12 protein-coding genes are annotated in these 13,115 nt (G+C 64.7%); 5 read left to right on the top strand and 7 right to left on the bottom strand.

Annotated features, from left to right (window positions below; translation table 11 throughout):
* Positions 1 to 4 precede the first annotated feature (4 nt).
* From LAJ50_RS06100 to LAJ50_RS06080, 5 genes are all read left to right on the top strand, one after another.
* Entirely contained in the window at positions 5 to 622 is a 618-nt protein-coding gene (locus LAJ50_RS06100; protein WP_130531491.1) for a cation transporter, read from the top strand.
* Positions 623 to 1,030: 408 nt separating this feature from the next.
* Positions 1,031 to 2,308 carry a TolC family protein gene (locus LAJ50_RS06095; RefSeq protein WP_138652333.1) on the top strand — a complete coding sequence of 426 codons (1,278 nt, stop codon included), beginning with the start codon at positions 1,031 to 1,033 and terminating at the stop codon, positions 2,306 to 2,308.
* Positions 2,305 to 3,255, top strand: coding sequence for an efflux RND transporter periplasmic adaptor subunit (locus LAJ50_RS06090; protein WP_138652265.1), 951 nt, complete (start codon positions 2,305 to 2,307; stop codon positions 3,253 to 3,255). The genes LAJ50_RS06095 and LAJ50_RS06090 overlap by 4 nt, the downstream gene beginning before the upstream one ends.
* A gap of 8 nt (positions 3,256 to 3,263) precedes the next feature.
* Positions 3,264 to 6,461, top strand: a complete 3,198-nt coding sequence (locus LAJ50_RS06085; RefSeq protein WP_138652267.1) for a CusA/CzcA family heavy metal efflux RND transporter — start codon at positions 3,264 to 3,266, stop codon at positions 6,459 to 6,461.
* Positions 6,458 to 6,736, top strand: coding sequence for a hypothetical protein (locus LAJ50_RS06080; protein WP_138652269.1), 279 nt, complete (start codon positions 6,458 to 6,460; stop codon positions 6,734 to 6,736). Before LAJ50_RS06085 ends, LAJ50_RS06080 begins: the two co-directional genes overlap by 4 nt.
* A gap of 31 nt (positions 6,737 to 6,767) precedes the next feature.
* Here the strand turns inward: LAJ50_RS06080 and LAJ50_RS06075 are convergent, their stop codons facing one another.
* The 7 genes from LAJ50_RS06075 to LAJ50_RS06045 form a co-directional block, all read right to left on the bottom strand.
* Entirely contained in the window at positions 6,768 to 8,072 is a 1,305-nt protein-coding gene (locus LAJ50_RS06075) for an arsenic transporter (protein WP_138652271.1), read from the bottom strand.
* A 17-nt stretch (positions 8,073 to 8,089) separates the two neighbouring features.
* Positions 8,090 to 8,815 (bottom strand): arsenical resistance protein ArsH, encoded by a 726-nt coding sequence (arsH, locus tag LAJ50_RS06070; protein WP_130531485.1) that lies wholly within the window; start codon positions 8,813 to 8,815, stop codon positions 8,090 to 8,092.
* On the bottom strand, positions 8,812 to 9,228 hold the full coding sequence (arsC, locus tag LAJ50_RS06065) for an arsenate reductase (glutaredoxin) (protein WP_205957720.1): 417 nt from the start codon (positions 9,226 to 9,228) through the stop codon (positions 8,812 to 8,814). The genes arsH and arsC overlap by 4 nt, the downstream gene beginning before the upstream one ends.
* 7 nt (positions 9,229 to 9,235) lie before the next feature.
* Positions 9,236 to 9,766, bottom strand: a complete 531-nt coding sequence (locus LAJ50_RS06060) for an arsenate reductase ArsC (protein ID WP_130531483.1) — start codon at positions 9,764 to 9,766, stop codon at positions 9,236 to 9,238.
* Entirely contained in the window at positions 9,763 to 10,110 is a 348-nt protein-coding gene (locus LAJ50_RS06055) for a metalloregulator ArsR/SmtB family transcription factor (RefSeq protein WP_130531482.1), read from the bottom strand. The genes LAJ50_RS06060 and LAJ50_RS06055 overlap by 4 nt, the downstream gene beginning before the upstream one ends.
* 126 nt (positions 10,111 to 10,236) lie before the next feature.
* Entirely contained in the window at positions 10,237 to 11,334 is a 1,098-nt protein-coding gene (locus LAJ50_RS06050) for a UvrD-helicase domain-containing protein (protein ID WP_130531481.1), read from the bottom strand.
* Positions 11,312 to 12,892 carry an AAA family ATPase gene (locus tag LAJ50_RS06045; protein WP_130531480.1) on the bottom strand — a complete coding sequence of 527 codons (1,581 nt, stop codon included), beginning with the start codon at positions 12,890 to 12,892 and terminating at the stop codon, positions 11,312 to 11,314. The genes LAJ50_RS06050 and LAJ50_RS06045 overlap by 23 nt, the downstream gene beginning before the upstream one ends.
* Positions 12,893 to 13,115 lie beyond the last annotated feature (223 nt).

Below are 13,115 nucleotides of genomic sequence, written 5' to 3'. Positions count from 1 at the left end.
GGACATGAGTGATTGCGGGTGCCACCACGAAGCCAAGAACAAGGAGGAGCGGCGCATCCTCTGGATCGCCTTGGTGCTGAATGCAGCGATGGCCGTGATCGGCGGCATTGCCGGCTGGATTGCCCATTCCACCGGGCTGCTGGCCGACGCGCTGGACATGCTGTCTGACGCCACCGCCTATGCCATTGGCCTGGTCGCTATCGGGCGCACGGCGCGCTTCAAGGCCAACGCCGCGTGGGTCAGTGGCAGCGTGCTGCTGCTGCTGGGCGTAGGCGTGCTGGTCGAAGTGGGCCGCCGGGTGATGTATGGCGCCGAGCCGGTCAGCGGTTGGATGATCGGTACCGCTCTGGTCTCGCTCGCCGTGAACCTAAAGGTGCTCCGTATGCTCGCCCCATTGAAGTCCGGCGAAGTGCATTTGCGAGCGACCTGGCTGTTTACCCGCGCCGATGTGGTGGCCAACGTTGGGGTGATTCTGGCCGGCCTGTTGGTGTGGTGGCTGGCCAGCCCCTACCCGGATTTCGTGATCGGCGCCCTGATCGGTCTGTATGTGATCAAGGAGGCTTTCGAGATCTTGGGTGATGCTCGCCGGGCACATGCCGACGCGCGCAAAACGCCTGCATGACAGCGCTTGGCCGGCTGAGCTGTGGCCTGCGCTGGCTGCTGCTGGCGCACTTGGCCGTGGGCCTTGTGACGCAGCCGGTGCTGGCAGTGGCTGGCGAGCTCCATGCGCAAACCCATTCGGCCGCTGCCGACCATGACCCAGCAGTGGCACCACCAGCTTCCGAGCGTGGCGTAGACGCCGCGCTGCACCGGATTCAGCAGCTGGTGCTGTGCTGTAGCCAGGCCGCGCCGGCTCCAGAAATAGTGTTGGCCATTGCTCATATCGGCCGGCATTGGCCGTCGGCGACAGCCCATGCGGACAGGTATCGGCATGAGCACCTGCTCGCGCCGTTCCGGCCGCCGATCGCAGGGTGATGCGCGCCGGCGTGCGCCGGATCCCTGTTGGCTATCGAAAATTCTGGAGTACTTCATGCATGTGCGATTGGCGGCCCTGGCCGCGTGGCTACTGTTGAGCGCGGCGGCAACGCCGGCGACAGCGGAAGAGCTGATGACCTTGGACGATGCGTTTGCACGCGTGGCCCAAACCCACCCCGAGCTGCGCCTGGTCGATGCGCGGGCCACCGTGCTCGCTGCCGAGCGCGACCAGGCCGTGCAGCGGCCACCGTGGACGTTGGGGGCGGAGGTTGAAAATGCGCTGGGCACTGGCGCAGCCCGCGGCCTGGACAGCGCCGAGCTGACCTTGAGCCTGAGCTCGGTCCTGGAGCGCGGCGGCAAGCTCGACGCCCGCCGCACCTTGGCCCAAAGCCGGATTGATGCACTGGCCGTGCAGCGCGAGACCGGGCGGCTGGACCTGCTCGCCGAGACGGCGCGGCGCTATCTGGCCGTCGTCGGAGCCGACCGGCAACGCAGCCTGGCGGACAAGGATGTTGGCCAGCGCCAGCGAACCGTGGCCGCTGCCCGGCAGCGCCTGGAGGCTGGCGCGTCGCCCGAGTCGGTGCTGCTGACTGCACAGGCGGCGCTGGCGCGCGCAGAGCTGACCCGTGATCGCGCCGAGCAGCAGCGAATCGCCGCCCGTCAGCATCTGGCCGCACTGTGGGGCGAACGGGCTCCCAGCTTCGAGGTGGCCGCAGCCGATCCGATGACCTTGCCCGCGATCGCGTCCATGCAGACATTGGCCGAGGAACTGGAGCGCACTCCCGAGCTGGCGCAATTTGCCGACGCCGGCCGAATCGCGCAGGCGCGACTCCAGCTGGCGCGCTCGGCGGCCGCGCCAGACTTGTCGTGGCAGCTGGGCGTGCGCCGCCTGCAGGAGACTGACGACACCGCGCTGGTGGCCAGCCTGTCCATGCCGCTGGGCAGCCGCAGCCGTGCGCAGCCAGAGATCCGCGCCGGCGAAGCCGAACTGGAGGTGATGGCAATCGAGCGCGAGGCCAAGGGCCTGTCGCTGTATTCCACGTTGGTCGAGGCCCATGGCCGCTATACCGTGGCGCAGGCCGAGGTTGCACGGCTGCAAGGCGACGTGCTGCCGAAGTTGGCCCGGGCCGAGCAGGCCGCCGAGCGCGCCTATCGCGCCGGCGCGATCAGCTACCTGGAATGGGCACAGTTGCAGTCCGAACGCACGGCCATGGCCCAGCAGCAGCTGGACGTGGCGCTCGATGCACAGCGCGCCCTGATCGAAATTCAACGACTGACCGGCCAGGCGCTTGTAACGCCGCCGTCGGCCGCTTCCATTGGAGAAACCCCATGAATCGCTTTTCCTGGACCGCACTGGGCATGGCCCTGATGATGCTGGCCGCCTGCAACGCGTCGGCCCCCAACGAAGCGTCCGAAGGCGGCGCCGCCGCTGAGGGCGAAGAACACGGCGAGCACGAGGAAGCGCCGCTGGAAACCAAGATTGCCGCCAAGGCGGCGCAGGCGGCGGGTATCCAGGTCGCGCCGGCAGGGCCCGGTGAGATTGCCGATGAGCATGAGGTGCAAGGGCTGTTGACCCCGATCGACGGGCGCATCGCGCAGGTCACTGCACGCTTCCCCGGACCGGTCCGCTCCGTGCGAGCCGGCGTGGGTGATCAGGTGCGGGCCGGCCAGGCACTGGCCACGGTAGAGAGCAACCTGAGCCTGACGACCTATACCGTCACCGCGCCGATCAGTGGCGTGGTCATGGCGCGTACGGCTGCTGTAGGCATGGCGGCCGCTGAGGGCGCGCCGCTGTTTGAGGTCGCCGACCTGTCCACGCTGTGGGTGGACCTGCACATCTTCGGCGCCGACGCCCAGCACATCGGTGCCGGCGTACCGGTGACGGTCACCCGCTTGAGCGATGGCGTCACCGCACAGACCACCTTGGAGCGCGTCCTGCCCGGCACCGCCACCGCCAGCCAAAGCACCATTGCGCGCGCCACAGTGGCCAACACCGATGGCCTGTGGCGGCCCGGTTCGGCGGTCAAGGCGCGGGTCACCGTGGATCGCCAATCGGCGGCGCTGGTGGTGCCGATCACCGCGCTGCAGACCGCAGAAGACCAGGACGTGGTCTACGTGCAGCAGGGAGAGACCTACCACACCCGGCCAGTCAAGCTGGGGCGCCGCGACGCTGAGCGCGCCGAAGTGCTGGAAGGGCTCAAGGCCGGTGAACAGGTGGTGGTGGCCCAGAGCTTCCTGATCAAGGCCGACATCGAAAAGTTCACCGTGGAAGAAGAATGAGGCCCGCCATGCTCGAACGCCTCATTGGGCTGTCCATCCGCCACCGCTGGCTGACGCTGGTGCTCACCGCTGCGCTGATTGCGCTGGGTGTGTGGAGCTACCGTCACCTCTCCATCGACGCCACACCGGACATCACCAACGTCCAGGTCCAGATCAACACCCAGGCCCCGGGTTACTCCCCGCTGGAGGCCGAACAACGGGTGACCTTCGCCATCGAAACGGCCATGGCCGGCCTGCCCAAGCTGGACTACAGCCGCTCCCTGTCACGCTACGGGCTCTCCCAGGTCACTGTCGTATTCAAGGACGGCACCGACCTGTACTTTGCCCGCCAACAGGTCGCCGAGCGCCTGCAGCAGATCGCCTCCCAACTGCCCGACGGGTTGGATCCGGAGATGGGCCCCATCTCCACCGGCCTGGGCGAGATCTTCATGTACACCGTGGAGGCCGAGCCCAATGCCCGCAAGCCCGACGGCACCCCGTACACGGCCACGGACCTGCGCACCCTGCAGGATTGGGTGATCCGGCCGCAGCTGCGCACCACGCCCGGCGTCACCGAGGTCAACACCATCGGCGGCTTTGAGCGGCAGATCCACATCACCCCGGATCCGGCCCAGCTGGTGGCCTTGGGGTTTACGTTGAATGACGTGGTCGCTGCTGTCATGCGCAACAACCAGAACATCGGCGCCGGCTACATCGAACGCAACGGCCAGCAGTTCCTGGTGCGCGTGCCCGGCCAGTTGGCCAATCTGGAGGCGATCGGCAACATCGTGCTGGACCGGCGCGATGGCGTGCCCATTCGGGTGCGCGATGTCGCAAGCGTCGGCGAAGGCAAGGAGCTGCGCACGGGCGCGGCCACCCAGAATGGCCATGAGGTCGTGGTCGGTACCGCCTTCATGCTGTTTGGCGCCAACAGCCGGGAGGTCTCCCAGGCGGCCGCGGCCAAGCTGGCCGCCGCCAACGCCAGCTTGCCCCCGGGCGTGCATGCCAAAGCCGTGTATGACCGCACCGCGCTGGTGGACCGCACCATCAATACCGTGTCCAAGAACCTGATCGAGGGCGCGCTGCTGGTCGTGGTGGTGCTGTTCCTGCTGCTGGGCAATGTGCGCGCTTCGCTGATCACCGCCGCAGTGATTCCGCTGGCGATGCTGTTCACCATCATCGGCATGGTCCGTGGCGGCGTGTCGGGCAACCTGATGAGCCTGGGCGCACTGGACTTCGGCCTGATCGTGGACGGGGCGGTGATCATCATCGAGAACTGTCTGCGCCGATTCGGGGAGGCGCAGCACGCGCTGGGCCGCCAGCTCAACGATGAGGAGCGTTTTGACCTGACCGCCTCGGCCACCGCTGAGGTGATCCGTCCCAGCCTGTTCGGTCTGGGCATCATCGCGGCGGTCTACCTGCCGATCTTTGCGCTGTCGGGGGTGGAAGGGAAAATGTTCCACCCGATGGCCATCACCGTGGTGCTGGCCCTGACCGGTGCCATGGTGCTGTCGCTGACCTTCGTGCCGGCGGCGATCGCCACCTTCCTGCGCGGTCGTGTGGCTGAGCACGACAACCGCCTGATGCGCTGGTCACGCGCTCGCTACACGCCGCTGCTGGATTGGGCGCTGCGCCGGCGGGTTGTGGTGCTGACCGGCGCGGCCGTGCTGGTGGTGGGGTGTGGCGTGTTGGCCACCCGCCTGGGCTCGGAGTTCGTGCCGAGCCTGGATGAAGGCGACATCACTTTGCAGCCCATGCGTATCCCCGGCACCAGCCTGGAGCAGTCGGTGGCCATGCAGGAAACCCTGGAGAAGCGCTTGGCCCAGTTCCCGGAAGTGGCCAACATCTTCTCCAAGATCGGCACCGCCGAGGTGGCCACCGACCCGATGCCGCCGTCGATGGCCGACACCTTCCTGATGCTCAAGCCCCGCGACCAGTGGCCCGACCCGCGCAAGCCCAAGGCCGAGCTGGTAGAAGAGCTGGAGGCAGCGGCCAAGGAAATTCCGGGCAGCAATTACGAGTTCACCCAGCCTATCCAGATGCGCACGAACGAGCTGATCTCCGGCGTCCGCTCTGACGTTGCGGTCAAGGTCTACGGTGACAACCTCGACCAGCTGACGCGCCTGGCCAGCCGGGTCGAGCGGATCATGCGCAGCGTCCCCGGCGCCGAGGATGTCAAGGCCGAGCAGGTCACCGGCCTGCCGCTGCTGACCATCACACCAGATCCGGCGGCATTGGCTCGGTATGGCCTGAACCCGGGCGACGTGCAAGAAACGGTGGCCACCGCCATTGGGGGCAGTGTCGCCGGCCAGTTGATCGAGGGCGACCGCCGCTTCGACCTGGTCGTGCGCCTGCCCGAATCGCAGCGCCAAGACCCGGCTGTGCTGGCAGATCTGCCCATTCCACTGCCGGAAAGCGCCAGCGTGGACGAGTCCAGCCGCCTGGCCACCGGCGCCAATGGTGGGCCTCGTACGGTGCCGCTGCGGGAAGTGGCGAAGATCCAGGTGGAGCGCGGGCCCAATCAGATCAACCGCGAGAATGGCAAGCGGCGGGTGGTGATCACCGCCAACGTGCGCGAGCGCGATCTGGGCGGGTTCGTCGGCGAGTTGCGCACGCGCATCGGCCAGGATGTGAGGCTTCCGGAGGGCTACTGGATCGACTACGGCGGCACCTTCGAGCAGCTGATCTCGGCCAGCCAACGCCTGGGGGTGGTGGTTCCGGTGACACTGGCGTTGATCTTCGCCCTGCTGTTCATGGCCTTCGGCTCGGCCAAGGATGCGGCCATCGTGTTCAGTGGCGTTCCACTGGCGCTGACGGGCGGGGTGCTGGCGCTGGCCCTGCGGGGGATTCCGCTGTCGATCTCCGCCGGCGTGGGCTTCATCGCGCTGTCGGGCGTGGCTGTGCTCAACGGGCTGGTCATGATCGCCTTCATCCGCCGCCTGCGCGAACAGGGCGATGCTCTGGACGACGCTGTCCGGGACGGCGCCCTTGGACGCCTGCGCCCGGTGCTGATGACCGCCCTGGTGGCCTCGCTCGGGTTCCTGCCCATGGCCTTGAATATCGGTGCCGGCTCGGAGGTGCAGCGTCCGCTCGCTACGGTCGTCATCGGTGGGATCGTGTCATCGACCGCGTTGACTCTTTTGGTACTACCGGTGCTGTACCGCTGGCTTCATCGCGACCTTGGGAATCGCGGTAGGCGCATTCCTTTTGAGTCCACGAGATCATGAGCCAAATTGATCTGGAAAAGGTTCTGGCAGGGATGTTCGTCGGTCCCGGCGTCAAGGCGGTAAATGATCTGCGCCTAATTCCGTGCGGAGGAGGCAAGCTGCAGATCACCGCAACAATCACGGTTGCCGAACCTTCTGTCGATCTAGATCTGGTACGAGCCGTGATTGCCAAGGTGCTGGTCGATCAATTCGGGATTGAGCAAGTCGTGCTTTGCTTCAAGGACCCCGGTCCGGCAGCACCGCCACCAACTGGGCCGCCCTTGAAGAAAATGTGACCACTGCCAGTAGCTCGATGCGCCAGCGCGGTCACCGCTCAAGCGGCAGCCATATCCAGAGCGCGATGAGCGTGGCCAACAGGACGGGCGGCGTGAGGATGAGCCCCACCTTCATGTACTGGCCCCACGTGATCCGTTGGCCCTTGCCGGCGAGGACGTGTAGCCACAGCAGGGTCGCGAGCGAGCCGATCGGGGTGAGCTTGGGGCCGAGGTCATTGCCCACGACGTTGGCATAGATCATCAGTTCGCGGGTGGCGGCCGGAAGATTGGCCCCGTCGATGGCCAGCGCGCCCACTAGGGTTGCCGGCATGTTGTTCATGATCGATGCGAGACCCGCCACCGCGAAGCCGGTACCGATCGTGGCCACAAAGGTTCCCTGCGCTGCCAGCCACTCAAGCACCGCACTTGCCACCTTTGTCAGCCAGGCGTTGCCAAGCCCATAAACCACAAGATACATGCCAACCGAGAACAGCACGATCTGCCAAGGCGCGCCGCGCAGAATCTTGGTCAGGGCCACGGTGGCGCCTCGGCCGCCTCTCGTCCAGCGACCTGCAATTGCCATCAGCACCAGCGCAGCCGCACCCGTCACCAAGGCGATGGGCACGCCGAGCGGCCCGGTTACGAAGTACGCAACGAGCAACGATGCAAGAAGGGGCAAGGCGGCGCGAAAGACTGCCTTGTCGCGGATCGCCTCATGCGGCGCTTCAAGATCGTGGAGCGGGTAAGTGCGCGGAATGTCGCGGCGGAACCAGAGCCACAGGACGATCAGCGTGGCACCGACCGACACCAAATTCACCGGCACCATGACCGCTGCGTAGCGTCCAAATGAGACGTCAAAGAAGTTCGCGGTGACGATGTTGACCAAGTTCGAGACAACGAGAGGCAGGCTTGCCGTGTCAGCGATGAAGCCGCAGGCGACCGTGAACGCCAGCGCCCCGGCTGGCGGGAAATTCAAGCGCAACAGGATCGCCAGAACGATCGGCGTCAGCAGCAGGGCCGCGCCGTCGTTGGCGAACACGGCTGCGATCGCAGCGCCCAGCAGGACGATCAGCGGAAAGAGCCTCCGACCATTGCCGCCGCCCCAGCGGGCCACATGCAGGGCCGCCCATGCGAAGAAGCCGGCCGCGTCCAGGATGAGCGAGATGATGATGAGTGCGACGAAGGTGAATGTCGCATCCCAGACAATCCCCCACACCGTGCCAACGTCATTCCACCCGACCACGCCGGTGGCCAATGCCACTGCGGCGCCGGCAAGTGCTGACCAGCCTATGCCGAGCCCGCGCGGCTGCCAGATGACGAATACAAGAGTGACGATAAAGATCGCGAGGGCAAGCATGCAGCGCTCCGACAGGGTTAGATGGAGCGCTGATTCACGCGCTTGGAGAGTTCTTCGGCGCTCTCAACGCGCTCGGAATAGCGATCGGTCAGATACGCTGAGCGACCACGCACCAGCCAAGTGAACTTCACCAACTCCTCGCATACGTCTGCAACTCGCTGATAGTACGCGGACGGCTTCATGCGCCCGGCCTCATCAAATTCCTGGAATGCCTTGGCCACCGAGGACTGGTTCGGGATGGTGACCATACGCATCCACCGGCCGAGTACACGCAGCTGGTTTACTGCGTTGAAGCTCTGCGAACCGCCGGACACCTGCATCACCGCCAGGGTTTTGCCCTGTGTTGGGCGCTTGGCGCCGTCGGCCAGCGGAATCCAGTCGATTTGCGCCTTCATGATCCCGGTCATGGCGCCGTGGCGTTCGGGGCTGACCCAGACCATGCCTTCGGACCAGTACGCGAGATCGCGCAGCTCACTCACCTTCGGATGATCCGGGGTGGCTCCGTCAGGCAGTGGTAAGTCATGCGGATCGAAGATTCGTACGTCGCAACCGTACCAGCGCAAGAGCCGGCCGGCTTCCTCTGCCAGCAGCCGCGAATAAGAGCGTTCCCGCAGCGAGCCATAGAGGATGAGGATCCGGGGCGGGTGCCTGGGGTCGCCGGGCCCAGCTAGCGCGTCAACGTCGATTGGTGCAAGTTGCGTTGCGTCGATGCTCGGCAGATCTGCGGCGATGCGATCGATCATGTCGACGCTCCGGCTACCGTCACAATTTCGCCGTCTTCCTTGGTGAAGGAGGACAGCGGGTTGTCCAGCAGCGCGAGCACCTTCTCGGACGGTCGGCACAGGGCCACCCCCCGGTCAGAAACGACGATGGGACGGTTGATCAGGATCGGATGCGCCATCATCGCGTCCACCAGTTGTTCGTTGGTGAGCGCGGGATTATCCAGGCCCAGCTCCGCGTACGGTGTTCCCTTCTGGCGCAGGAGTTCACGCGGCGCCATGCCCATCGCGGCGATCAGCTCGACCAGCTTCTCGCGCGTTGGGGGCGTCTGCAGGTATTCGATGACCTCCGGGTGTTCACCGGACTGGCGCATCATTTCCAAGGTATTCCGGGACGTGCCGCAGGCCGGGTTATGGTAAATCGTCAGTGTCATCATGATCCCCTTACGCCACGTCGGGTCGCGACGATGAGGTGCCGTCGAACTGCCCGATTTCGCCTACCTGGGCGGCCAAGCTCGTCCGGGTCAGTGTGGGGATCGGAAGTGCGACGAACGCCTTGATACGGTTCTCCATGTACACAAGCGCCTGCCGAAAGGCGGCGCGCTGCCACATGTCCCCGCGTGCTTCACGGCTCGGGTCTTGGATACCCCAATGCGCGGTAATCGGTTGTCCTGGCCACAATGGGCAGGCCTCGCCGGCAGCCTGATCGCAGACGGTAAAAACGAAATCCATCGCTGGGGCGTCGGGCACGGCGAACTCGTCCCACGCCTTGGAGCGCAGCCCCTCGACTGGGTAGTCGGCCTGACGCAGCGTTTCGATTGCCAGCGGGTGGACCTCACCCTTTGGATGGCTGCCGGCGGAAAACGCATTGAAACGGCCATCGCCGATCTTGCGAAGGACGCTCTCGGCCAGGATCGAGCGCGCTGAATTGCCGGTGCAGAGGAACAGGACGTTAAACGGCTGAGGAAAGCTCATGCGCAGGTCTCCGTGGTACAAGGGGTGACGAGGTTATTGAGGGCGCCGCAGATATCCGGATTTCCGGAACAGCAGTCCTCGGTGAGGAATTCAAGAAGCTGGCGCATGTCTTCGTAGTTGGCGGCGTACAGCACACGCCGCCCGTCGCGCCAAGAGCGCAGTAGGCTCGCCCGCTCCAAGGTCGCAAGGTGAAAGCTCATGCGCGGTGGCGGAATCGCAAGCGCTTCGGCAATTTCACCCGACGGCATGCCGTTGGGACCTGCGCGGACCAGCATCCTGAATGCGGCCAGGCGGTCGGAGTGGGCAAGCGCAGAGAGCGCTGAGACGGCAGAATCATCGTTCATTCGGCGATTCTACAAGGATCCTTGTAGGATGCAAACGGAAGGGTTTTCGGCGTCGATCAAGCCAGCTGTTACTTAGGCTGCCCGGCGCCGCCGTTTCCGCGAGATATGCGAGATATGAACGCTACTCTACGTGCTCGCTCTGGCAGGCATATAGAGCTGGTGTCCCGGCAGCATACATACGCCAGCGTACACAAATGCTACGCTTTGCCGCGCACGGGTGAAGGCCACGTAGTACTTCGATGGCGCCGTGATGCGCGCCGCATCTGCGGTGCGCAGGTACTGCGTCAACGGCCCGTTGGGGAAGATTAGGACTCGGCTATAAGTGCGTCCCTTGCACTGCCCGAAGTTCACCGCAGGCAGTCCGTCGCAGGCATGCCGCCGGTCATGCCGGAGCACTGTGGGGGCGAACTCTCGCATGTACGCAGCAACGTCGCCGGGAGCGACGAGGTAGATGCCATCATGCCCCGTGACCTCGCCATTGCCTGATTGGGTGCGGGGCATCTGCGGATAGAGCGTGTCAGCCATGTCGCACAAGGCTTGGACGCAGCGCAGACTGATGAGGCGGTGATCCAGCTGGCATAAGCCATCCGACTCCCAGATCTGAAACAGCGCTGCCAGATTGGGTCCACGATACTGGCTGTGCCTTTGCGCATAGTTGGTGGCATACGTCGCCTGGCGCGTATCACCCACCAACGTGATGGCGATATGGCTCTTCAACAGCCGCTCGACCAGATCCAGATCAAAGCCGGCCAGGTCCTGAACTTCGTCGATGTAGAGCTCGTCGTACATGGCCGCCAGGCGTGCCACAACCTGACCTTGGGTCAGCTCATCGCAGCGCACAGCAAAGTCGGCGGCCCGGTCCGAATACATCCGGTTGCCAGCCAGGTAGTGGCGCGCCACCTGAGTGCGTGGGGCCCGGTTGTTGGTGACACCTTCTACGAACAGGATGGTCTCGATGCGAGGCTCAGGACACAGCGCCGCCTGGTACGGGCGGATGCACTGGCGCAGCAGAAAGCCATACCAGCTGTGCAAGGTGACATGCGCGGGGACCGCGCCGGCGTGGACCTCAAACGAGCGCCGGATCTCTTCAAGGTTTTCCAGCGTGTAGGTGACAATCGCGATGCGCCGCCCAGGTCGCTCCAAGGCCTGCCGGACCAGCAGGGTGGTCTTGCCCGAACCGGCCGCCGAGAGCAGGATCCGGTTAGGTGATGGCACGCTGGACATAGTCCGGGAACCTGATCGAGTGCGGGCTGTTGAAGATCGCCAAGGCCGTATCGGTCTTATGGCCCTTCATGTACTTGAGCAGCGCCACCTCATCGGCAAACGTCTTGCCCAGCACGGTATTGAGTTCGGCCAGCGAGTTGGCTTTGATCAGCTGCTCTTCCAGCGATGGGGCGCTTTCGTCGGAATCGTAATAGATCGCGTTGATGTGCTCGGCATAGCGTTCCTGCACAACGGCGATATCGCCGTCGTTGTCGGTGATCACCTTGGCCTGGATTTTCAGCCGCTCTGCAATCTGCAAGAAGCGCTTAAATGCCAGCGACTTGACCGAAATGATGTCTACGCCGCGAGCCATCGGTGTCACGCCGTGGTGGTCGCTGTAGGCGCGCTGCACGATGAGCTCATCGGAAGGGCCTTCCACCAGGATCGCCTGCTTGGCCAGGATCAACCGCAGCGTGTCGTGGCCCGGCAGCTTCATGAAATAGTCGTGCGTATCGCTCGGCAGCTGGTCCAGCTTCATCTGGCCCTGCGCGCTGAATAGGATCACGTTGTCCACGCCCAGCTTGTTCAACACGAAGCTGCTGTGGGTGGCGATAATCACCTGCTGGGCGGTGGAGAGGGCCGCAATCTTGTCGATCAGCTGGGTCATGCTGGAATAGGACAGATGGTTCTCCGGCTCCTCGATCAGAAGCACGTGGGCCGCGCCGGCCGCGTGCATCGCCAGCTTCATCTTCACCGCGCTTTGCTCGCCCTTGCCGGCCTGGGTGAACGGGAGCTCATCCAGGTAAGGTGACAAGCTGGTTTCCCACGTTGAGCGCGGCGATGTGTCCACGCCTACCGTCAATGCCCTGTGGCTGATGTCCCCGGTGTGCTCGGTCAAGTAGGCATTGATCGCTGCCACATCCGCTTCTTCGGAAAAGCTCTGCCGCATGCGGCGGAAGCTCAGCGACAGCGAGACGCGCTGCGCAGGCGTCAGTGCCTGCTCGATGATGCCGGCGATATAGCGATCGGCACCGGACAAGGTCTTGATGCCGTGCGTGTCGATGATGGTCGAGTCGAACGGAATACTGCGGGCGGTGACGCCATTGTTGGCGAAGGAGTACCAGCGCACCGTGTAGTACTCCACCGGCAGGCTGACCGCGCCCTGGTGCTGCTGCAGGTAGGCGTTGAACTCCTCGCGGTAGTCGTCGTTGAGCTCGACCAGCAGCCGGATGCCGGCGGTATCCAGACGCAGGGAGTTGTTGGTGCCGCGTAACGACGCCAGCGCGGCGTCGGCGCCCAGATAGGCTTCAATGGAGATCCGTGGCGGCGAGGCCGGCGTGCCCGTGGCAAGCGCTCCCAAGTACTCCTGCACCGTGGGCTGGTGGAACAGGTAGGGCGTGAGCTCGTAGGCAAGATTGCGCCCATGCAGCTGGCCGGTGACCACCGCGTGGATGGCCTCCAGCAGGGTGGACTTACCGACCTCGTTGTCGCCCACCACCAGGTTCATGTGGGCATTGAGGGGCAGGTCCAGATGGCGAAACGACTTGAAGTTGTCGATGACGATACGTTCGATCGGCATGCACAGTCCTTTGATGGCCAACGGGCTCGGTGGCGGAGCCTGCCTGCACCCTGGCTGGCCTCCTTTCCGCTCTGGGCCATACTACCCAGCGATCGCCGGCCCTGGGCGGTTTCGTACTGCTTGGGACGCCGGGAAGGGTCAGAATCCGCCTTACGCGGGATAATTCAATATTATCCCGCTTGAGATTTAAGCAGTCCGGCCGGCTTAATCGGCTGTTGAGTAG

The organism is Pseudoxanthomonas sp. X-1, assembly GCF_020042665.1.
GTDB lineage: Bacteria > Pseudomonadota > Gammaproteobacteria > Xanthomonadales > Xanthomonadaceae > Pseudoxanthomonas_A > Pseudoxanthomonas_A spadix_A.
This window is presented reverse-complemented; position numbering and strand designations above follow the sequence as displayed.